Origin of the sequence: Streptomyces sp. NPDC001480 (assembly GCF_042894725.1) — a bacterium.
Lineage (GTDB): Bacteria > Actinomycetota > Actinomycetes > Streptomycetales > Streptomycetaceae > Streptomyces.
Genome location: NZ_JBIAVX010000014.1, coordinates 58,715 through 80,416, shown reverse-complemented (window position 1 = coordinate 80,416; position 21,702 = coordinate 58,715). Strand labels below are relative to the sequence as shown.

At 69.7% G+C, this 21,702-nt stretch carries 18 protein-coding genes and 1 other RNA gene; 8 read left to right on the top strand and 11 right to left on the bottom strand.

Features of this window, described 5'->3' with window-relative positions:
* Positions 1 to 77 precede the first annotated feature (77 nt).
* From ACFY01_RS31675 to ACFY01_RS31645, 7 genes are all read left to right on the top strand, one after another.
* Positions 78 to 1,310, top strand: coding sequence for an MFS transporter (locus tag ACFY01_RS31675; RefSeq protein WP_390739181.1), 1,233 nt, complete (start codon positions 78 to 80; stop codon positions 1,308 to 1,310).
* 131 nt (positions 1,311 to 1,441) lie between these two features.
* The gene (locus ACFY01_RS31670) at positions 1,442 to 2,734 is read left to right on the top strand and encodes an ABC transporter substrate-binding protein (RefSeq protein ID WP_390739180.1); all 1,293 of its coding nucleotides are present in this window, start codon (positions 1,442 to 1,444) and stop codon (positions 2,732 to 2,734) included.
* Complete coding sequence (locus tag ACFY01_RS31665) at positions 2,731 to 3,705, top strand: carbohydrate ABC transporter permease (protein WP_390739179.1); 975 nt, start codon at positions 2,731 to 2,733, stop codon at positions 3,703 to 3,705. The genes ACFY01_RS31670 and ACFY01_RS31665 overlap by 4 nt, the downstream gene beginning before the upstream one ends.
* Positions 3,702 to 4,526, top strand: coding sequence for a carbohydrate ABC transporter permease (locus ACFY01_RS31660; protein ID WP_390739178.1), 825 nt, complete (start codon positions 3,702 to 3,704; stop codon positions 4,524 to 4,526). The genes ACFY01_RS31665 and ACFY01_RS31660 overlap by 4 nt, the downstream gene beginning before the upstream one ends.
* Before the next feature lie 24 nt (positions 4,527 to 4,550).
* Positions 4,551 to 6,800 (top strand): alpha-xylosidase, encoded by a 2,250-nt coding sequence (yicI, locus tag ACFY01_RS31655; RefSeq protein ID WP_390739177.1) that lies wholly within the window; start codon positions 4,551 to 4,553, stop codon positions 6,798 to 6,800.
* Entirely contained in the window at positions 6,800 to 7,807 is a 1,008-nt protein-coding gene (locus tag ACFY01_RS31650) for a LacI family DNA-binding transcriptional regulator (protein WP_390739176.1), read from the top strand. The genes yicI and ACFY01_RS31650 overlap by 1 nt, the downstream gene beginning before the upstream one ends.
* Before the next feature lie 35 nt (positions 7,808 to 7,842).
* Positions 7,843 to 10,785, top strand: coding sequence for a glycoside hydrolase family 3 C-terminal domain-containing protein (locus tag ACFY01_RS31645; protein WP_390739175.1), 2,943 nt, complete (start codon positions 7,843 to 7,845; stop codon positions 10,783 to 10,785).
* Between the two features lie 469 nt (positions 10,786 to 11,254).
* Here the strand turns inward: ACFY01_RS31645 and ACFY01_RS31640 are convergent, their stop codons facing one another.
* The 8 genes from ACFY01_RS31640 to ftsE form a co-directional block, all read right to left on the bottom strand.
* A complete protein-coding gene (locus ACFY01_RS31640; protein ID WP_390739174.1) occupies positions 11,255 to 11,443 on the bottom strand; it encodes a DUF397 domain-containing protein in 189 nt (62 codons plus the stop codon).
* The gene (locus ACFY01_RS31635) at positions 11,440 to 12,258 is read right to left on the bottom strand and encodes a helix-turn-helix domain-containing protein (protein ID WP_390739173.1); all 819 of its coding nucleotides are present in this window, start codon (positions 12,256 to 12,258) and stop codon (positions 11,440 to 11,442) included. The genes ACFY01_RS31640 and ACFY01_RS31635 overlap by 4 nt, the downstream gene beginning before the upstream one ends.
* 100 nt (positions 12,259 to 12,358) lie before the next feature.
* Positions 12,359 to 13,708 carry a hypothetical protein gene (locus ACFY01_RS31630; protein ID WP_390739172.1) on the bottom strand — a complete coding sequence of 450 codons (1,350 nt, stop codon included), beginning with the start codon at positions 13,706 to 13,708 and terminating at the stop codon, positions 12,359 to 12,361.
* Positions 13,709 to 13,786: 78 nt separating this feature from the next.
* Positions 13,787 to 14,172, bottom strand: a transfer-messenger RNA (tmRNA) gene (gene ssrA / locus ACFY01_RS31625).
* A gap of 122 nt (positions 14,173 to 14,294) precedes the next feature.
* Positions 14,295 to 14,840, bottom strand: a complete 546-nt coding sequence (gene smpB / locus ACFY01_RS31620; protein ID WP_390739171.1) for an SsrA-binding protein SmpB — start codon at positions 14,838 to 14,840, stop codon at positions 14,295 to 14,297.
* Positions 14,841 to 14,886: 46 nt separating this feature from the next.
* The gene (locus ACFY01_RS31615) at positions 14,887 to 16,065 is read right to left on the bottom strand and encodes a S41 family peptidase (protein ID WP_390739170.1); all 1,179 of its coding nucleotides are present in this window, start codon (positions 16,063 to 16,065) and stop codon (positions 14,887 to 14,889) included.
* A gap of 67 nt (positions 16,066 to 16,132) precedes the next feature.
* Positions 16,133 to 17,050 (bottom strand): permease-like cell division protein FtsX, encoded by a 918-nt coding sequence (gene ftsX, locus ACFY01_RS31610; protein WP_390739169.1) that lies wholly within the window; start codon positions 17,048 to 17,050, stop codon positions 16,133 to 16,135.
* Positions 17,051 to 17,094: 44 nt separating this feature from the next.
* Positions 17,095 to 17,784 carry a cell division ATP-binding protein FtsE gene (ftsE, locus tag ACFY01_RS31605; RefSeq protein ID WP_132851613.1) on the bottom strand — a complete coding sequence of 230 codons (690 nt, stop codon included), beginning with the start codon at positions 17,782 to 17,784 and terminating at the stop codon, positions 17,095 to 17,097.
* 246 nt (positions 17,785 to 18,030) lie between these two features.
* Here ftsE and ACFY01_RS31600 point away from each other — a divergent pair, with 246 nt between their 5' ends.
* Complete coding sequence (locus tag ACFY01_RS31600) at positions 18,031 to 18,222, top strand: hypothetical protein (RefSeq protein ID WP_390739168.1); 192 nt, start codon at positions 18,031 to 18,033, stop codon at positions 18,220 to 18,222.
* 96 nt (positions 18,223 to 18,318) lie between these two features.
* Here the strand turns inward: ACFY01_RS31600 and ACFY01_RS31595 are convergent, their stop codons facing one another.
* The 3 genes from ACFY01_RS31595 to ACFY01_RS31585 all read right to left on the bottom strand — a co-directional run bounded on the left by ACFY01_RS31595 (position 18,319) and on the right by ACFY01_RS31585 (position 21,688).
* Positions 18,319 to 18,954 carry a hypothetical protein gene (locus ACFY01_RS31595; RefSeq protein ID WP_390739167.1) on the bottom strand — a complete coding sequence of 212 codons (636 nt, stop codon included), beginning with the start codon at positions 18,952 to 18,954 and terminating at the stop codon, positions 18,319 to 18,321.
* 295 nt (positions 18,955 to 19,249) lie between these two features.
* Positions 19,250 to 20,356 carry a peptide chain release factor 2 gene (prfB, locus tag ACFY01_RS31590; protein ID WP_390739166.1) on the bottom strand — a complete coding sequence of 369 codons (1,107 nt, stop codon included), beginning with the start codon at positions 20,354 to 20,356 and terminating at the stop codon, positions 19,250 to 19,252.
* Between the two features lie 93 nt (positions 20,357 to 20,449).
* Entirely contained in the window at positions 20,450 to 21,688 is a 1,239-nt protein-coding gene (locus tag ACFY01_RS31585; RefSeq protein WP_390739165.1) for a serine/threonine-protein kinase, read from the bottom strand.
* Between the last annotated feature and the right edge of the window lie 14 nt (positions 21,689 to 21,702).

The window sequence follows — 21,702 nt, the reverse complement described above, 5'->3', positions numbered from 1 at the left end:
AACTTACAACAGGAGTGCGTGAATCGGTACGGAGAAGGTGTTGGACCTCTTGATCCACTCCAGGCGACGGTGGGGTCATGCCTCCCCTCTCCCCCGGCCCCTACCGCCGCCTGTTCACCCACCCCGGCGCCCGCGCCTTCACCACCGGCAACCTCATCGCCCGCCTGCCGATGGGCATGTTCGGCGTGAGCGCGGTCGTCATGATCGCCGGGTCGCGGGGCTCGTACGCGCTCGCCGGCGCCGTCACCGCGACCGGTCTCGCGGCGACGGGAGTGGCCGGACCCTGGATCGCCCGGCTCGTCGACCGGTACGGGCAGGCCCGGGTCGCCGTGCCGGCCACGGTCACCGCCGTGCTGGGCGCCCTCGCCCTGCTGCTGTGCGTGCGCCTGGACGCACCGGACTGGACCCTGTTCGCCGCGTACGCCGCGACCGCCACCGTCCCCAACATCGGCGGCATGTCCCGGGCGCGCTGGGCCCACCTGCTGCGGGACGACCCCGAGGCCCTGCACACCGCGAACTCCTTCGAGCAGGCCGCCGACGAGCTGTGCTTCATGCTGGGCCCGGTCCTGGCGTCCTTCCTGACCGGCACCTTCTTCCCGGAGGCGGGCACGCTCGTGGGCGGGGGGCTGCTGCTGACCGGGGTGCTGCTGTTCGCGGCGCAGCGGTCGACCGAGCCGCCGCCCCGGGCGCGTACGAAGGCCGCGTCGCCGCTGCGCACCCCCGGCATACCGCTGCTGCTGGCGTGCTTCGTGGCCACCGGCGCGGTGTTCGGCTCGATGGAGGTGGTGACGATCGCGTACGCCGACGCCCAGGGCCACCGCTCGGCGGCCGGGGTCGTGCTCGCGCTCCAGGCGGCGGGCTCCTGCGCGGCGGGCCTGCTGTACGGGGCGCGGAAGCCGGACGGGCCCGCGGAGCGCCGGCTGCCGTGGTGTCTGCTGGCCATGGCCGCGCTGATGTCCCTGCCGCTGCTCGCCGCCCGCACGGCCGGGACGCTTCCGGTGCTGGCCGTGGCCCTGCTGGCGGCGGGCATGGCGACCGCTCCGACGATGGTGACCGCGATGACGCTGGTCCAGGACCGCACTCCCGGGGACCGGCTCAACGAGGGCATGAGCCTGGTCGTCACCGCCCTGCTCGCCGGCATAGCCTGCGGCTCGGCGGCCGGGGGCTGGGCGGCCGAGCACACCGCCCCGGCGGCGGCCTTCGCGGCGCCGGTCGCGGCGGCCGTGACCGCCGCGACGGTCAACGCGGCGGGAAATGCTCTTCGTTCGCTCCGTCGAACCGCTTGCAGCAATTCCCGTCAGACCCATTGACGCTCCCGGAGCCCACACATACCTTCGCCCGTCGAAGCGCTTCGACGCCGGGCATCGAATCGATTCGATGGCTGATGACCGGTAACCGGCGAACCGAGAACCATCCGACTCCGACTCCCTTGGAGGCGTGGATGTTGACGGCACGAAGGCGGGCGGCGGCCGCGGCGGTGATCCTCTCCGGATCGCTGCTCCTGACCTCCTGCGGAGACTCGGACAGCGGCGCGTCCGACGGCAAGACGCTCCGGCTCTGGCACTACGAGGCACCCGACAGCGCGATGGGCGTGGCCTGGAACGAGGCCATCAAGGAGTTCGAGGCCAAGCACCCGGGCGTGAAGGTGAAGTTCGAGGAGAAGGGCTTCGAACAGATCCAGAAGACGGCGCCGATGGTCCTGAACTCCTCGGACGCGCCCGACATCATGGAGTACAACAAGGGCAACGCGACCGCGGGCCAGCTGTCGAAACAGGGCCTGCTGACCGACCTGACCGCCGAGGCCACCAAGCGCGGCTGGGACAAGAAGCTCAGCGCCGGTGTGCGCACGACCAGCATGTACGACAGCGACGGGGTCATGGGCTCCGGCAAGTGGTACGGCGTGCCCAACTACGCCGAGTACACGATGGTCTACTACGACAAGGACCTCTTCGCGAAGTACAAGATCGCCGAGCCGAAGACGTTCGACGAGCTCACGGCCGCCATGGACGCCTTCGTCAAGAAGGGCGTCACCCCGCTCGCCAACGCGGGCGCCGAGTACCTGGCGCAGCAGTACCTCTACCAGCTCGCCCTGTCCAGGGCCGACCGCTCGTGGGTCGACAAGTACGAGCTGTACAAGGGCAGGACCGACTTCCACGACGCGGCCTGGACGTACGCGGCCGAGACCTTCGCCGACTGGGTGAAGAAGGGCTACATCAGCCAGAAGTCCACCAGCACCAAGGCCGAGGACGCGGGCGTCTCCTTCATCCAGGGCAAGGCGCCGATCCTGTTCTCCGGCAGCTGGTGGTACGGCCGCTTCCAGACGGAGGCGAAGTTCGACTGGGACTCCACCCTGTGGCCCGGTTCGAACCTGACGCCGGGCTCCGGCGGCAACCTCTGGGTGGTCCCGAAGAACGCCAAGAACAAGGACCTGGCCTACGACTTCATCGACATCACCATGTCGAAGAAGATCCAGAACCTGCTCGGCAACAAGGGCGGTGTCCCGGTCGCGGCCGACACCTCCGCCATCACGGACCCGAAGTCCAAGCAGCTCATCACCAATTTCAACACGCTGAGCCAGAGGGACGGCCTGGCCTTCTACCCGGACTGGCCGGTGAACGGCTTCTACGACGTCCTCGTCTCCGAGACGCAGAAGCTGATGACGGGCAACGAGAAGCCGGACGGCTACCTCGACGCCTTGCAGCAGGCGTACGACAAGGGCGCCCCGAAGCAATGACGGTCACCGTCGAACGGGGCGCGCGCGCCGCCGGCAAGAGCAAGCGCACCCACGCCGGCCCGCGCCGCCCCCGTACCCGCGACTCGTACGCCCTCTTCCTGCTCCCCGGGACCCTCGCCTTCCTGGCCGTCGTCGTGCTGCCGTTCCTGATGAACACGGGCGTGAGCTTCACCGACTGGCAGGGCGTCGGCAGCCCGAAGTGGGCCGGACCCGCCAACTACCGGGAGCTGGCGCACGACTCGGAGTTCTGGGCGTCCTTCCGGCACAGCCTGTTCATGGTCGTCGCCATGGCGGCCGTACCGACGGCGCTCGGTCTCGTGCTGGCCGCCGCCCTGTTCGACTACATCGGCAAGCACTTCGGCAGCAGGGTCGCCGCCGTCCTGCGTGCCTGCTTCTACCTCCCGCAGGTGCTGCCCATCGCGGTCGCCGGGATCGTCTGGAGCTGGATCCTCGCCCCCGACAACGGCTCCCTCAACGAGTTGCTGAAGGCGGTCGGCCTGGGATCGTGGCAGCAGGACTGGCTGGGCGATCCGGACATCGCGCTGTACAGCGTGATGGGCGTGATGGTGTGGGTGCAGATCGGCTTCCCGCTGGTCGTCTTCATGGCGGGGCTGCAACGCGTCGACCCGCAGTTGTACGAGGCGGCCGAGCTGGACGGGGCCGGCTGGTGGCGCCGTTTCTGGCACATCACGCTGCCGCAGATCCGCCCGGAGACCTATGTCGTGCTGACCTGGTGCACGATCGCCGCGCTGAAGGTGTTCGGCGCGGTGTACGTGCTGACCAAGGGCGGTCCGGGCGGGGCGACGGACGTGCCGTCGTACTTCTCCTTCTCCACCTTCTTCGAGAAGACCCAGGTCGGCTACGGCGCCGCGATCTCCACGGTCCTCACCGTGATCATCCTGGCTCTCTCCCTGTTCGGCCTGAGACTCCAGACCCGTGCCGAGGACGCCGAGGAAGGGGTCCGCGCATGACCGCCGCCCTACGCCGCTACCCGGTGCTGGTGGCCCTGAGCATCGCCGCCCTGTTCATGGTGGTGCCGTTCGTGATCGTGGCCGTGAACGCGGTCAAGTCACCGGCCGAGTACTCCGCGCACGGCCCGCTCAGCCTGCCCGACGGCCTCTACCTGGACGGCCTGAAGGACTTCTGGCAGCGCGTCGACTACGGCCAGAAGCTGGTCAACTCCGTGCTGATCAGCGGCTCGGTGGCGGTTCTCGCCGCGGTGCTGTCGGTGCTCAACGCGTACGCGATCGGCATCGGCCGGATCAGGGGGCGCACCTGGGTGCTGGCCTTCTTCGTGCTGGCGAACATGCTGCCGCAGGAGGCGCTGGTCTACCCGGTCTACTACCTGAGCAAGCGGCTGGGCCTGTACGACACCCGGCTCAGCGTGATCATCGTGTTCACGGTGATCCAGGCGGCCTTCGGCACGTACCTCCTCTCCTCGGTCCTCGGGCAGTTCCCGCGCGAGATCATCGAGGCCGCCCGGATCGACGGCGCGAACAAGTGGCAGGTGCTGTGGCGGATCGTGGTCCCGGTCAGCCGGCCCACTCTCGGGGTCCTGCTGGTGTTCTTCTTCATCTGGACCTGGAACGAGTTCCTGCTCCCCCTGGTCATGCTGATCTCCAACGACAACCAGACCGTGTCGGTGGCGCTCGGCGTGCTCCAGGGCCAGCGTCTGATGGACGCCACGATGACCAATGCCGCCGCTCTGCTGGGCGTGCTGCCCGCGATCGTCTTCTTCCTCGTCTTCCAGCGGACGCTCACCCGCGGCATCGCCGTGGGCGCGGTCAAGTGAACCACCAGGCAAAGGGGTGCGCGCGTGAAGTTCACCGACGGCTACTGGCTGCTGCGCGAGGGTGTCACCGCGGCCCACCCGGTCGAGGTCCTCGACGTCACCAGCCCGGACGGCGGGCTGGAGATCCACGCGCCGACCCAGCCCATCCGCCACCGCGGCGACCTGCTGAAGGGACCGGTCGTGACGATCACCGCGCACACCCCGATGCCCGACGTCATCGGCGTGACCCTCACCCACTTCGACGGGGAGCAGCCGCGCGGCCCCGAGTTCGAGCTCACCGGTACGGAGGCCCTGGCCCACACCGAGTACGACGAGGAGCACGCCACCCTCACCTCCGGCGCGCTGTCGGTCCGGGTGGCCCGCACCGGCCCCTGGCACGTCGACTTCCTCGCCCACGGCCGCGTCCTCACCTCCAGCGGCCCCAAGGGCATGGGCATCATGCGGGACGGGACCGGCGCCCACTACCTGCGGGAGCAGCTGGGCCTCGGGGTGGGGACCAGCGTGTACGGCCTCGGGGAGCGGTTCGGGCCGCTGGTGAAGAACGGGCAGGTCGTCGACATCTGGAACGCCGACGGCGGCACGGCGACCGAGCAGGCGTACAAGAACGTCCCCTTCTACCTCACGGACGCGGGCTACGGCGTCTTCGTCGACCACCCGGGCAAGGTGTCCTTCGAGGTCGGCTCGGAGGCGGTGTCCCGGGTCCAGTTCAGCGTCGAGTCGCAGCAGTTGACGTACTACGTGATCCACGGGCCGACCCCGAAGGACATCCTGCGCAAGTACACCGCCCTCACCGGGCGCCCGGCCCTGCCGCCCGCGTGGTCCTTCGGGCTGTGGCTGTCGACGTCGTTCACCACGTCGTACGACGAGGAGACGGTGACGTCGTTCATCGACGGCATGCGGGCGCGTGAACTCCCGCTGTCCGTCTTCCACTTCGACTGCTTCTGGATGCGCGAGTTCAACTGGTGCGACTTCCGGTGGGATCCGCGGGTCTTCCCGGACCCGGAGGGGATGCTGGCCCGGCTGAAGGACAAGGGGCTGCGCGTCTGCGTGTGGATCAACCCCTACATCGCCCAGCGCTCCCCGCTGTTCGCCGAGGGCAAGGCGCTCGGGCACCTGCTGCGGCGGCCGGACGGCAGCGTGTGGCAGTGGGACCTGTGGCAGCCGGGCATGGCGCTGGTCGACTTCACCAGCCCGGCCGCCCGCGACTGGTACGCGGCGAAGCTGGAGGCTGTGCTCGCGCAGGGCGTCGACTGCTTCAAGACCGACTTCGGGGAGCGCGTCCCGGTCGACGTGGCCTGGTCGGACGGCTCGGACCCGGAGCGGATGCACAACTACTACACCTACCTCTACAACCGCACGGTCTTCGAGGTGCTGCGCAAGCACCGGGGCGAGGGCGAGGCGGTGGTCTTCGCCCGCTCGGCGACCGCGGGCAGTCAGCGGTTCCCCGTGCACTGGGGCGGCGACTGCGAGGCCACGTACGAGTCGATGGCCGAGTCACTGCGCGGCGGGCTGTCGCTCGGGCTGTCCGGCTTCGGCTACTGGAGCCATGACATCGGCGGCTTCGAGGGCACGCCGACGGCCGCGCTGTTCAAGCGCTGGCTGGCCTTCGGGCTGCTGTCCTCGCACAGCCGGCTGCACGGGTCCTCGTCGTACCGGGTGCCGTGGCTGTTCGACGAGGAGTCCGTGGACGTGCTGCGGCTGTTCACGCGCCTGAAGCTGAGCCTGATGCCCTACCTGTACGAGGTCGCCCGTACCGCCCAGGCCGAGGGCGTGCCGGTGATGCGGGCGATGGTGCTGGAGTTCCCGGACGATCCCGGGTGCGCGCACCTGGAGCGGCAGTACATGCTCGGGCCGGACCTGCTGATGGCGCCGGTGTTCAGTGACGAGGGGGACGTGAGCTACTACGTGCCCGAGGGCACCTGGACGCACTTCCTGAGCGGGCGGACGGTGACCGGGCCGCGCTGGGTCCGCGAGCGGCACGGGTTCGCGAGCGTGCCGCTGCTGGTCAGGCCGGGGGCGGTGATCCCGGTGGGGGCGGTGGTGGACCGGCCCGACTACGACCACGCCGACGGGGTCACGCTGCGGGCGTACGCGCCGGCGCGGGGCGCGCAGGTGACGGTGCCGGTCGGGGACGTGACGTTCACGGTCGTACGCGAAGGGGACACGCTGCGGGCCTCGTGCAGCGATCCGGTGGCGCCGTGGGCGCTGGCGGCCGGGGAGCGGACGGCTCGGGCGCGGGCCGGGACCGGCTTCCTCACGCTGGAGTTGGGCTGATGGTGAAGATCACCGATGTGGCGCGGCACGCCGGGGTGTCCCCCAGCACCGTCTCCTACGCGCTCAGCGGCAAGCGCCCCATCTCCGAGGAGACCCGGCAACGCGTCGAGGCGGCCATCCGTGAGCTGGGCTACCGGCCGCACGCGGGTGCCCGGGCCCTGGCCAGCAGCCGGTCGAACGTCCTGGCGCTGGTGATCCCCTTACGGGCCGGCATCCACGTCCCGGTGGTCATGCAGTTCGCGGTGTCCGTGGTGACGACGGCACGCCGGCACGACCATGACGTGCTGCTCCTCACCCAGGAGGAGGGCGAGGACGGTCTGCGCAGGGTCGCGGACACGGCGCTCGTCGACGCGCTGATCGTGATGGACGTCCAACTGCACGACCGACGGCTGCCGTTGCTGCGGTCGCTGGACCGGCCGTCCGTGCTGATCGGGTTCCCCGCCGACGCGGACGGGCTGACCTGCATCGACCTCGACTTCAAGGCGGCCGGCGAGGCGTGCGTGGAGCATCTGGCGCGGCTCGGACACCGGGTGGTGGCGTTGGTGGGGTCGCCGCCGGAGGTGTATGTGCGGGGGACGGCGTTCGCCCAGCGGGTCGTCCAGGGTTTCACGGCCGCCGCCGACCGCGGCGGGCTGTCGAGCTCCGTCCACCCGTGCGAGGCATCACCGGCGGCCGCCCGCCTGGTCGCCGAGCGACTGCTGCGTGAGCAGCCCGCGCTGACGGGGGTCGTCGTCCACAACGAGCCGATCCTCGAGCCGCTGATCGACGCCTTCGAGCAACTCGGCCTCCGGGTCCCCGGCGACCTCTCGATCACCGCCATCTGCCCGGACGAACTCGCCGAGTCCGTCCGCGTTCCCGTCACCTCCGTCGCCCTGCCCTCCGCCGAGGTGGGCGAGCGGGCGGTGCGGCTGCTGATGAAGAAGCTCGACGGGACCGCCGTACCCGAGGCCACACTGCTGCCGCCCCGGATGACCGACCGGGCGAGCACGGCGCCGCGCAACGCCTGAGTCCTCGCACCGCCCCCATCCGAAGGAGCCGTGACATGAAAGGCAAGAGCAGAAGCGAGAGAAGAAGACACAGAAGCGGACGGAGAACCACGCTGCTGACGGCCCTGGCCCTGATCGCGGGCCTCGGCGCCACCGTCCCGGCCCACGCCGACCCGGCGTACCCCTTCCGCGATCCGGACCTGCCGGTGAACGCCCGGGTCACCGACCTGCTGGGCCGCCTCACCCTCGACGAGAAGATCTCCCTCCTGCACCAGTACGAGCCCGCCATCCCCCGCCTCGGCATCCAGTCCTTCCGCACCGGCACCGAGGCCCTGCACGGTGTGGCCTGGCTGGGCAGGGCCACCGTGTTCCCGCAGGCCGTCGGGCTGGCCTCCACCTGGGACCCGGCACTGATCCGGCAGGTCGGCTCGGCCGTCGGCGACGAGGCGCGCGGATTCCAGCAGCAGCGTCCGGCCGGGTGGGGCCTGAACCTGTGGGCGCCCGTGGTGAACCTGCTGCGCGACCCGCGCTGGGGCCGCAACGAGGAGGGCTACTCCGAGGACCCCTACCTCACCGGCGCGATCTCCACCGCGTACGGCACCGGACTGACCGGCGGCGACCCCGACCACCTGAAGACCGCCCCCACGCTCAAGCACTTCCTCGCCAACAACAACGAGGAGCACCGCGACACCACCTCCTCCGAACTGCGCCCGCGCGTACTGAAGGAGTACGACGAGCAGGCCTTCGAACCGGCGATCGAGGCGGACGCGGCGACGGGCGTGATGTCGTCCTACAACCTGGTCAACGGCCGCCCGGACACGGTGAACCCGGCCCTGGACGACACCGTCCGCACCTGGACCGGGCAGGACCTGCTGAACGTCACCGACGCCTACGCGCCCGGGAACCTCGTCGGCAGCCAGCAGTACTTCGGCACGCAGTCCGAGGCGGACGCGGCCGCGCTGAAAGCGGGTATCGACAGCTTCACGGACAACGACACGGACGCCGGGCCGACCACGGCGGCGGTCAAGTCGGCCCTGTCCACAGGCCTGCTGAAGGAATCGGACGTCGACACCGCCGCCCGCCACATCCTGAGCATCCGGGTCCGGCTCGGCGAGTTCGACCCGGGCGGCGGGAAGTACGGCTCCATCGACGCGTCCGTCATCGACAGCCCGGCCCACCGGAAGCTGGCGCGCGAAGCGGCGGCCGAGGCGGCGGTGCTGCTGAAGAACCAGGCGGGCGCCCTGCCGCTGAAGAAGTCCGCTGAGGACGTGGCCGTGGTCGGTCCGCTCGCCGACACCCTCTACACCGACTGGTACTCCGGCACACTGCCCTACGCCGTGACCCCGAAGGAGGGTATCGAGGCCAAGCTCGGCACCTCCGTGGCGAGCAGCGAGGGCGTGGACCGGATCGCGCTGAAGGACACGGCGACCGGGAAGTACGTCACGGCCGGCACCGGGGACGCGGGCGCGCCGCTGAAGGAGACGACGGACCCGGGGCTGCCCTCCCGGGCCTCACAGTTCGACGCGTTCGACTGGGGTGCGGGCATCGTGACGCTCCGCTCGGCCGCCAACGGCAAGTACGTCGGCTACAACTGGTCGAACTTCGTCAACGACCAGACCCAGCCCGGCGGCTGGTTCGTCCAGCAGCAGTTCAGGCTGGAGCGTCAGGACGACGGCACGTACCTGCTGCGGTACGCGGGTTACGAGACCGCCGAGTCCTGGTGGTCGAACCCGGTCTACCTCGGCCCGACCGGCACCGACGGCACGCTGGGCCTGGTCCCGAAGGAACAGGCGGCCCACTACGCGAAGGACGTCGTCCGGGACGGCGTGGCGGACGCCGTCTCCGCGGTCAAGGGCAGGGACCAGGCGGTCGTAGTGGTCGGCTCGAACCCCTCCATCAACGGCCGCGAGGCCCACGACCGCACCGACACGGGCCTGGCGCCCGCGCAGGAAGCCCTGGTCAGAGCGGTCCGCAAGGCCAACCCGCACACGGTCGTGATCGTCGAGAACAGCTACCCGGCCACCCTCGGCGCCCTCCAGAAGGAGGTGCCGGCCCTGCTGTGGACCACCCACGCCGGCCAGGAGACGGGCAACGCCCTCGCCGACCTCCTCTACGGCGACGCGAACCCCTCCGGCCGCCTCACCCAGACCTGGTACCGCTCGGACGCCGACCTCCCGTCGATCCTCGACTACGACATCATCAAGTCCGGCCGGACCTACCAGTACTTCACGGGCCGGGCGCTCTACCCGTTCGGGTACGGGCTGTCGTACACGAGCTTCCGCTACGGCGGGCTGCGGAAGGTGCCCGACGGGTACGAGGTACGGGTCACCAACACCGGCAAGCGGGCCGGCGCCGAGGTGGTCCAGCTGTACGCCCACCAGCGCGCCTCCCGTGACACCCAGCCCCTGAAGCAGCTGAAGGCCTTCGAGCGGGTGTCGCTGAAGCCGGGCGAGACCCGGACGGTCAGACTGCGGGTGCGGGCCTCTGACCTCGCCCACTGGGACGTCACCCGCTCGAAGTGGGTGGTGGAGACGGGCACGTACGACGTCATGGCGGGCGCGTCCTCGGCCGACATCCGAGCCCGGACCACCTGGACCGTGCACGGCGAGACGATCCCGCCCCGCGACCTGTCGAAGCCCACCCGCGCCGAGAACTTCGACGACTACTCCGCCGGCATCCACCTGGTCGACGAGTCGAAGGCAGCGGGCACGGCGGTGTCCGCCGCGTCCGACGGGGCGTGGCTGAAGTTCGCGAACACCCGGCTGCGCTCGGGTGCCTCGGAGTTCAACGCACGCGTCGCGGGGTCCGCCGGCACGGTCGAGCTACGTCTCGGGTCCCCCACCGGCCGACTCCTCGGCACGGCGCCGACCGACGGCACGGGATCGGCGTACGACTACGCCACGGTGAGCGCCCGGCTGACGGCGGCGGGGAAGGGCCGGGCCGACGTCTACCTGGTGCTGAGCAAGGGGCTGCGGCTGTCGACGTTCAGTCTGGGCTGACCGGTCGGCCGTTGCGGCGGGCTTGGTGCCGTCGAGGCGCTCTGTGTGCTGTACTTGGACGCAAGGAGGGCCCCCGCGACGGACCGGATATCCACGCGGAGGCCCAAGCTCAGCAGGAGCTTGCCGGATGCCCCCACCTTGATTGGGGGCATCCGGCTACTTGCTGAGCCACCAGAGCAGCCACCTCCTCGCGTGCTTCGCCGCCCGCTCCGGCAGGCACCGGATCAGCCGGATGACGAGAGTTGGCTTTTGCTCACGGCGACACCCCATCTGGAGGCGTCCTCCCCTCGACGTGAGGCGGCCGCACAGGGTCCCGGGACCGCACTCGTCGGGCCGGGCCCCGAGGGGACGGGGCCCGGTGTGAAGGGAGGACGCACCCATACGGGCGCGCCACAACGCTAGGTCAGCGGATCATGCGCCACATCCATTACCGACGGCGTTCGACTTGCTACGTTTAGTCAGAGTGGGCTCAAGCCTCGCGGGAGGCGTACGCGACGAACGCGGCCCAGGAGTTCGCGGGCACCGCGAAGCGGGGGCTTCGAGGGCCGAGCTTCGAGTCACGGACGTGGATCTGGTGGGAGCGGACCGCGACTTCGAGGCAGGCGCTCCCTTCGGAATCGCTGTAGCTGGACTTGAACCATGACAGTTCGTCGCTCACAGCTCCCCCGCCACCCTCCTGATGAACCGATCCGACTCCTCAACGCTAAGCGCCTGCATGCGGATCATGCCATAGCGCTGCGTCAGCGAACTGAGCTTGTCACCGTTGGAGTACAGGGCCCCTGTCGACTGCCCGTCCACAAAGGCGTACCGCTCATGGTCGACGGTCTCCGCAAGCACCATCGGACCACTGAGCGCCGCCGTGGGAGCAGTTGAGAAGGGCAGCACCTGGATCGAAAGGTGTCGCTGCTTGCCCACCTCAAGCAGGTGGTGGCACTGCCTGTGCATAACGTCCTGGCCACCGACCGTCGAACGCAGCGCGGCCTCGTGGATCACGAAACTGAAGTGTGTCAAAGGCTTCCTCGTCAGCTTCTCCTGCCGTTGCAGCCGTGCCGCCACGCGCTCTTCCACCGTCTCCTCGTCCAGCGGAGGACAGTTGCTGCTGATCAGCGCTCGCGCGTAATCCAGAGTCTGCAACAGACCGGGAATGAGCATCGGCTCGTACCACTGCACGGCGATCGCATCCGCCTCGATCGCCATGTACTCCTGTGACCGCGCGGGAAAGGGCTCAGGCTTGAGGAACTCGTGCGCGGCCACCAACTTCCCCCGCGCCCCGCACATCTGATCCGCGACCTGCAACAACCGCAGCGTCGGCCGCCGCCTCCCGTTCTCCATCGACTTGATGTACTCATAGTCGTAGCCAGCCTCGTCGGCGAGCGCCTGACGAGTGATCCCCGCCCCTTCCCGCCACAGCTTGATCTGCCCGCCGCAGTACCGCCAGTTCGGCTGTCCCTGCTGGGTCTCCGCCGAAGCCACTCGCCCACCGCCTCCCGCCGCCACACCGTGTACTGGCACGCTAGGTCGCGGCGATCAGCCTGAGCACGGCGAACGAGGGAGAATCACACCTGCGGGTCGGTCAGTCGTCCTGGGCGAGGTGCTCGATCGCGTAGGGCACGTGGTCCTCGCCGTAGCCGAAGCGTTCGCCGAGGGTCTGGCAGCGGGCGTACTGCCGCTTGGTGAGCGACCTGGACGCCACGTGCAGGACCCTCAGCAGCAGCCGGAAGCCGAGGTCGGGGTCGACCTGGACGACGACCTGCTCCAGGGCGGTCGCGTGCTTGGGCTCCAGCAGGGGTGCGGCTTCCCGGAGTTCGTGCAGGACCGCGTCCACCAGATCGGCTCGGACCTTGGGAAGGGTGGGGGTGTGCTCGGGGGCGACCTCGGTCAGCCGCGCCCGGCAAACCTCGGTGATCCGGCGCAGCCAGTCCCGTCCGGCGGTTCCGAAGCGGTCGGGGTTGCTGTTCGACGCGGCGGCCCAGACGGTGGTGAGGGTGTCGTCGGACAGCGGAGCGCGGAGCAGCCGGACGGTGTCCTCCCACAGTACGAGCGCCTGGACGCCGGGGATGTGATAGCCGTCGGCGGTGACGGTCCGGTGGAGAAGTTCGGGTGCCGGCTCGCACCGCTCCCACACCGGGTCGAACTGCCGGGCGAGTTCGGAGAACCCGAAGTCGTCGTCGAAGAGACGCCGGGCGACCTCCAGGGGCCGCCACACGACGGTGAGTCCCTCGTAGACGACCTGGAAGTGGTATCCGAACGGGACACTGAGGTCGCCGAACCTGTTGCAGCGCTCCTCCGGGACCGGCACACCCGCCGTCTTGAGCGCGCGCAGGTAGAGCCGGAACCCGAGATCCAGGTCGGCCCGGGTGGCGACCTCCTCGAGTGCCGGCGCCAGGCCGGGGAGCTCGTCGGCGGACGCCCGGATCTCCGCCAGGATCGCGTCCCGGACGGTTTCGACGGGCGGCAGGCGCCAGTACGACCACGTGGGGGCTGGCGCACGGCCCTCCACCTTCCGGGGCGGGCGGGCCGCGCAGGTCGCGTCCATCCGCGCGAGCCAGTCGCGCGCGCCGGTTCCGTGCGCCCGCGGATCCCACACGCCTCCCGTGGCGGCGAGCCACACGGCGCCGAGCACCTCGTCGGACAGCGGGGAGTCCAGGAGCTTGCCCAGGTCCGCGCGGAGCTCCTCGGCGTACCCGAAGTCGTCGTGGAACACGTCGTACCCGAGGATGTGGCGTTCGTCCTCGCTGAGCCGCTCGAAGCCCGACATGTCGACGGGCGTCTCGCCCTCGTATGCGGCGAGCTTCTCCGTGACGAGGGCGAGTGCCGCGTCCGCCGTGCCGGGCGGCGTCGACAGGGCGAACGACTCGGTCAGGCCGCTGAGCCCGAAATCGGAGTCGTACTTCTCGTAATAGGGGCCGAACTGCTGCCGCACGGACTGGACGCCTCCGAAAGGGTGTGCACGACAAAGGCCCCGCCGCTCGCGAGCGACAGGGCCTCGGCCACATGGGATGAGTGGAGATGGCGGGAATCGAACCCGCGTCCAACGGTGCAGAATCAGGGCTTCTCCGTGTGCAGTTCGCTGTGATTTTCTCGGCCCCGGCGATCACGCGAACAAGTCGCCGACGGGCCCAGTCACTGTTTGATTTCCCTCTTCACCCCGTGACCGGGATCAAGGTTTAGTTCCCTAGCTGATGCCAGGATCCGGGTCGGGAACAGCCCCGGGCTGACACTCCTATGAGAGTTCGCTAGCTGCTAATTAGGCAGCGAGGGCGAACGAGGAGGAATCGCGCTTGGTGTTGGCGATTATTTTTTGCGACATATGGTTTACGAGATCATTGCCGCTTCCTCGACACGCTTCCCCTGCTTCGACAGCCGCTGTCGAAACCGATCATCCCCATGTTGTTTTTTCAATCCCCTCCGGCAGACCGGAGAGGCTCACGCACCTGCTGTGTGGTGCAAGTGCCATCGTACGTGACCAACGCGGGTCCATGCCAGCTTATTCCCGGCGGCCGGGAGGGCTAGGCACCCCGCTGCTTCCGCTTCGCCGCCGCGATCGCCCGGTCCGACTCCCGCCGGTCCTGCTTCTCGCGCAGGGTCTGTCGCTTGTCGTACTCCTTCTTGCCTCGGGCGAGGGCGATCTCGGCCTTCGCCCGGCCGTCCTTGAAGTACAGGGCGAGGGGCACGATCGTGTGACCCGTCTCCTGGGACTTGGACGCCAGCTTGTCGATCTCCTCGCGGTGCAGGAGCAGCTTGCGCTTGCGACGCACGGAGTGGTTGGTCCAGGTGCCCTGGCTGTACTCCGGGATGTGGGCGTTGTGCAGCCACGCCTCGTTCCCGTCGATCTGGACGAAGCCGTCGGTCAGCGAGGCGCGGCCCTGGCGCAGCGACTTCACCTCGGTGCCGGTGAGGACGAGCCCGGCTTCGTAGGTGTCGATGATCGCATAGTCGTGCCGTGCCTTCTTGTTCTGCGCGACGATCTTGCGCTTGCCGTCCTTCGCCGCCTTGGCGGCCCCTCCGCCCTGCTTGGGCTGGGACTCCTTCGGTACGTACATTCCCTTGCTCATAGTGCCGTCCATTTTCGCACTACGGAGGGGGTACGGGGGAAGCCGTTTACGACGGGTCGCCCAGGCCCGTGAGGACCGTCTCCGCCCGCTGGAGCGCGTTCTGCCCGGCCTCCAGGTCGGGGGTGATGCCACGGCCGTCGACGGCGCGGCCGGAGGGGGTGCGGTAGTGGCCGACGGTCAGCTCGGCGACGGAGCCGTCGGGCAGCTTGCTCGGCATCTGGACCGAGCCCTTGCCGAAGGTGCGGGAGCCGATGACGACCGCGCGGCCGCGGTCCTTCAGGGCGCCGGTGAGCATCTCGGCCGCGCTCATCGTGCCGCCGTCGACCAGGGCGACCAGCGGTCTCGCGGTGTCGCCGCCGGACGCGGCGTGCAGGGCGTGCTGCTTTCCGTCGACGTCGTAGGTGGCGACCAGGCCGCCGTCGAGGAAGGCGGAGGCGGCGGTCGTGGCCTCGGTGACCAGGCCGCCGGAGTTGCCGCGCAGGTCGAGGATGAGCCGGCCGTCGGCCGGGGCCTCGCGGACGGCGGTGCGGACGGTGTCGCCGGAGCCCTTGGTGAAGGCGGCGACCCTGATGACGGTCACCCCGCCGGGAAGCCTGCGGACGGTGACGGAGTCGGTGGAGAGGCGGGCCCGGCGCAGTGTCTCGCTCCACGCGCGCGTGCCTCGCTCCAGGCCGAGCCGGACGGTGGTGCCGGCGGGTGCGTCCTGGGCGTCGCCGCGGAGTAACGAGACGACGTCGGTGACGGGCAGCCCGTCGACCTGCCGCCCGTCGATGCTGCGCAGCCGGTCGCCCTGGCGGATCCCGGCGCCGGCCGCGGGCGACCCGGACTGCACCTTGGTCACCTCGATACGTCCGTCGCGCTCGCGCCGCGCCCACAGGCCGACGCCGGTGTACTCGCCGTCGAGGGCCTCCTGGAACTCCTCGTACTCCCCCTCGGAGTACACGGCGCCCCAGCGGTCCCCGCTGCGGCTGACCGCGCGCTCGGCGGCCTCCATGGGGGACTTGCCGTCGGCCATGGCCTCGGCGGCGGCCTTCTCGACGTCGTCGTGCCCGGTGCCCGCGCGGGCGGCTCCTTGCGTGGTCCTCCGGCCGGAGGCACCCGAGTGATCGCCGTCCGGGAGGGCGCCGGTGGCGGCTCCGGCGGCGAGCACGCCCGCGAAGACCAATGTCAGGGCGGCCCCGCGGCCGAAACGGCGGGGCTGGCAGAACAGGTCGCGGCCTGACATGCGGGTGAGTCTAGGACAACGCGAAGGGCCGTACGCTCGGTTGAACGTACGGCCCTCTTGGCATGCGTCACACCTTCAGGTACTTGCGCAGCGCGAAGAACGCGGCCAGCGACGGCATCAGCAGGCTTGTCGCCAGGATGAGCGGAAGCTTTGTCAACACGGCGTCCCAGCCAATGAAGTTGATCAAGTTCAGCTTCTGCGACAGGGCCAGACCGTGGTCGATGATGAAGTACCGCGCGACGACCAGGAATCCGCAGGCCACCGTGCCGCCGATCAGCCCGGCGACGGCGGCCTCGGCGATGAACGGCGCCTGGATGTAGAAGCCGGAGGCGCCGACCAGCCGCATGATCCCGGTCTCGCGCCGACGGCTGAACGCGGAGACGCGCACGGTGTTGACGATCAGCATCAGCGCGACCACCAGCATCAGCGCCATGACCATCCGGGCGGCCCAGTTCATGCCGTTCAGCAGCCCGAACAGGTTGTCAAGGATGCCCTTTTGGTCCTGCACGGACTGCACGCCGTCGCGCCCGTCGAAGGCGGTCGCGATGACCTGGTACTTCTGCGGGTCCTTGAGCTTGATCCGGTACGACTCCTGCATCTGGTCGGGGGTGAGCGAACTGGCCAGCGGGGAGTCGCCGAACTGCTCCTTGTAGTGCTTGTACGCCTGGTCCTGCGACTCGTACGTCACCGTCTCGACGACCGCCATCTTCTTCAGGTCGGCGAGGATCTGCTTCTTCTGGTCCGCGGTGACCGCACCCTTGGTGCACTTGGGGTCGGAGTCGGCGTCGCTCTTGTTGCAGAGGAAGATCGAGACGTTGACCTTGTCGTACCAGTAGCCCTTCATCGTGCTGACCTGGTCGCTCATCAGCAGCGAGCCACCGAACAGGGCCAGGGACAGGGCGACGGAGACGATCACCGCGAAGGTCATCGTGAGGTTGCGGCGGAGACCCACACCGATCTCCGACAGTACGAACTGGGCGCGCATGGCGTCTGGTAAGCCTTTCCGTGGATCCAGGATCCTGGGGGTCGTCAGTGCTGGTAGCCGTAGACGCCGCGTGCCTGGTCGCGGACGAGACGGCCCTTCTCCAGCTCGATGACGCGCTTGCGCATCTGGTCCACGATGTTCTGGTCGTGCGTGGCCATCACGACGGTCGTACCGGTGCGGTTGATCCGGTCGAGCAGCTTCATGATGCCGACGGAGGTCTGCGGGTCGAGGTTGCCGGTGGGCTCGTCGGCGATCAGCAGCTTGGGCCGGTTGACGAAGGCCCGGGCGATGGCCACGCGCTGCTGCTCACCGCCGGACAGCTCGCCCGGCATCCGGTCCTCCTTGCCGCCGAGCCCGACGAGGTCGAGCACCTGCGGCACGGACTTGCGGATCTCGCCGCGGGACTTGCCGATGACCTCCTGCGCGAAGGCCACGTTCTCCGCGACCGTCTTGTTGGGCAGGAGCCGGAAGTCCTGGAACACGGTCCCCAGCTGGCGGCGCATCTGCGGCACCTTCCAGTTGGAGAGGCGCGCGAGGTCCTTGCCCAGCACGTGCACCTGTCCGTGGCTGCACCGCTCCTCGCGGAGGATCAGCCGCAGGAAGGTGGACTTTCCGGAGCCGGAGGACCCCACCAGGAACACGAACTCGCCCTTCTCCACTTCCAGGGACACTTCCCTGAGTGCGGGGCGGGTCTGCTTGGGGTAGACCTTGGAGACGTTGTCGAATCGGATCACGGATGCACCACGGGTCGCCGGGGGTAGATGTGCGTGACCATACGCGAACCGGGTACGGAAGCGCAGTCGCCGGTCGAGGTTGTGGGGGGCTTGTGGGTTTTTGTTCCTGGTGATGTTTCCCAGGGTCACAGCCCCGGCTCGGCTCCGGCCCCGCAGGAATCGCCGGAACCTGTCACAGTGGAGGGGGAACGTTCCCGGTTCCGGAGACGTTGTATGGGTGATGGCCGGTGCAAGGAGGGCGAGCGCATGACGTACGACCGGTTGGTGTGCGCGAACTGCGCGGCGCCCGTGAGTGAGGGCCGGTGCCCGGTGTGCCGTGCCAACCGCGAGCGACTGCAGCAGGAGAACTTCTTCGGCGGACTGAACCCGATGGCGCTGGTCGCGCTGCTGGCGGTGCTGATCGCCGCCGTGGCGCTGCTGGCGCACCAGACCGCGTGAGAGTTCCCGCCCAGTACGCCTGAAAGGGCCCGGAGCGCCAAGCTCCGGGCCCTTCACGTCAAGCGGTGGGCACGCATCGTACCCGATCGGCTACCGTCAGGCAGCCGCACCGCCCCGGCCGCCGACGAGGCGCGGCAGGACGCGGAAGCCGACGCCACCGGCGATCATGGTGGCGGCGCCGATGATCAGGAACGCGGTCTGACCGGCACCGGTCTCGGCGAGCTCCTTACCGCTGCCCTGGGCCTTGGCACCGGTGCCCGTGGCGTTCGAGCCGGTGTCGGTGAGGGCGGAGGTGCCCTCCTCCTGGGCGGAGGTGCCGGAGCCGCCGTCGGGGTCGTTGTTGTTGCCGCCGCCGTTGTTGCCGCCACCGTTGCCGTGGCTGCCGCCCTGCGAGGGCTCGGAGGTGGCGGTCGGGTCCTGGGACGGCTGGGCCGTCGTCGGGTCCGGGTCCTCGGTGGGCTCGGTCGGCTCCTCGGTGGGGTCCGTCGGCCCGTCGGTCGGGTCGGTCGGGACCGTGGTGGGGTCCGTGGGGATCGTGGTCGGGTCGGTCGGGATCGTGGTGGGATCCGTCGGGTCCGGGTCCGGGGTCGGGTTCTCGTCGGCGCACAGCACGCCCAGCACGCAGTCCGACTCCGTGGCGGAGGCGGCGCCCGCGGCGGTCAGCGAGGCACCCGCGGCGATCACGGCGCCGGCGGCTATCCGCGCGATCCGGATCCGCGTCTTCTTCGTCATATGGTTGCTACCCCCAGTAGCTGTAGGTCAATGAGCGGCGCATGGGGTCGGCCGTGATCGACGGGGGCAGCTGACGAAGCTCAAGTCGCCGCGCGAGTCCCCCGGTTCACATGCGCCCCAGAGATACGCATGCACGCTTCACCCTTCCGATTTTTCAAAGCAACGTCAAGGCCGTTGCGCGCGCAATGTCCATCGGTGGGCCGTATGCCGGGAGTTGCGGTGTGTAAGTGTGATGTAGAACCCAGACAAAACAGCAACTGCCGCCCGGCGGGCGGCAGTTGCCAAGTCGACAAAGTTACTTCTCTTGCTGCTTGCGCCAGCGAATACCGGCCTCGAGGAACCCGTCGATCTCACCGTTGAACACGGCCTCCGGGTTGCCGACCTCGTGCTCCGTCCGCAGGTCCTTGACCATCTGGTACGGGTGCAGCACGTACGACCGCATCTGGTTGCCCCAGGAGTTGCCGCCGTCGCCCTTGAGGGCGTCCATCTTGGCCTGCTCCTCCTGCCGGCGCCGCTCGAGCAGCTTCGCCTGGAGGACGTTCATCGCGGTGGCCTTGTTCTGGATCTGCGACCGCTCGTTCTGACAGGAGACGACGATGCCGGTGGGCAGGTGCGTGATGCGGACGGCGGAGTCGGTGGTGTTCACGCCCTGACCGCCGGGGCCGGAGGACCGGTAGACGTCGATCCGCAGGTCGCTCTCGTCGATCTCGACATGGTCGGACTGCTCGACGACGGGCAGGACCTCCACGCCCGCGAACGAGGTCTGCCGGCGGCCCTGGTTGTCGAAGGGCGAGATGCGCACCAGCCGGTGCGTGCCCTGCTCGACGGAGAGGGTGCCGTAGGCGTAGGGGACCTGCACGGCGAAGGTGGTGGACTTGATGCCCGCCTCCTCCGCGTACGAGGTCTCGTACACCTCGGTCTTGTAGCCGTGCTGCTCGGCCCACCGCAGGTACATGCGCTGGAGCCGCTCCGCGAAGTCGGCGGCGTCGACACCGCCGGCCTCGGCGCGGATGTTCACGAGCGCCTCTCGGGCGTCGTACTCGCCGGACAGGAGCGTGCGGACCTCCATCTCGTCCAGCGCCTTGCGGACGGCGGCAAGCTCGGACTCGGCCTCGGCACGGGTGTCCGGGTCGTCCTCCTCCTCGGCCATTTCGAAGAGCACGGCGAGATCGTCGATCCGTCCGCGCAGTACCTCCGCCTTCCTGACCTCGGCCTGGAGGTGGGAGAGCCTGCTGGTGATCTTCTGCGCCTCGTCCGGGTTGTCCCACAGGGACGGCGCGGCCGCCTGCTCCTCGAGCACGGCGATGTCTGCCCTCAGCTTGTCGAGGTCCAGAACGGCCTCGATCGACTCCATGGTGGAGGAGAGGGACTTGATCTCTTCGGATACATCGACGACTGCCACGCCATCCAGCGTAACGGTTCCTTCAGGCATCCCCGGCCGAAAGAGGCACCCGGCGCCTGTGCGGGGCCGCGCGGCCGGGCGGGCTCGTTCTCCTCACGGCGTCGAAGACGTGTGCGTGTTCTGCGGGGACGTCTCCGAGTCGTCGCCCGACGTCGCCAGCCACGCGCCGACCCCGAGCGCGGCCGCGAGCGTGACTCCGGCCACTCCGAGGGTGATCTTGCGCCGCCGGGCGGCCGCCCGGTGCCGGGCCGAGCCGGGGCGGGGCGCTCCGGAGGCCCGGGGGGCACGTGCGGTGCCCCGCGCGCCGCCGGCCAGCTCGTCCGGCCCCGGTACGCGCATCGAGGTGTGCGTGTCCCGGTTGGAGTCCGGCTTGGCCCCCGGCACCAGGGACACCGCCCCGCGCCGCCGCACCGGCTCGTCCCCGGGCGACACCGGGTACGCCGGCTCCTCGGCCGCGGCCTCCTCGGAGAGCTCCGAGTCCGGCTCGTCCACCTCCAGCGGGGGCATCCCGGCCAGCAACGGCAGCTGCTCGCGCAGCCGGGCCGCCAGCTCCGACGCCCGCAGCCGCGAGGCCGGCGCCTTGGCCAGGCACTGCACGAGCAGCTGCCACAGCTCCTCGGGGATCCCGGGCAGCGGTACGACCGTCTCGGTCACGTGCCGCCGCAGTACGGCCCCGGGGTGGCCGCCCCCGAAGGGGGTGAAGCCGGCCAGCAGCTCGTACAGCACCGTGGCCAGGGCGTAGATGTCGACCGAGGCGCGCGGCGGCAGTCCCTCCACGATCTCCGGGGCCAGGTAGTCCGGGGTGCCGATGATCTTCGTGGCCCGGGTCCGCTTGGGCGAGTCGATCAGCTTGGCCACGCCGAAGTCGGTCAGCAGCGCCGGGTGCGCGCCGCCGGGGCCGAGCGGGCCCTGCATGTCCAGCAGCACGTTCTCCGGCTTGACGTCCCGGTGCACGACGCCGGCCGCGTGCGCCACCGCCAGCCCGTCGGCGACGTCCGCGACGATCGCCACCGCCGCCTCGGGCGCGAGGCGCCGCTCACGTTCGAGCCGGGTACGCAGGTCCGTGCCCCGGACCAGGTCCATGACGAGCGCGAGGTCATTGCCGTCGACCACGAGGTCGCGCACCGAGACGACGTTCGGATGCTCCAGGCCGAGCAGGGCCGTGCGCTCCTGCACGAAGCGTCCGACCAGTTCCTGGTCGGAGGCGAGGTCCTCGCGCAGCAGCTTGATGGCGACGGGTCCGTCCGGTCCCTCGCCCAGCCACACCGTGCCGGCGCTGCCCCGGCCCAGGATCTGGTGGGCGGTGTACCGGCTGCCGATCTTCCGTGCCAAGACTGCTCCTACTG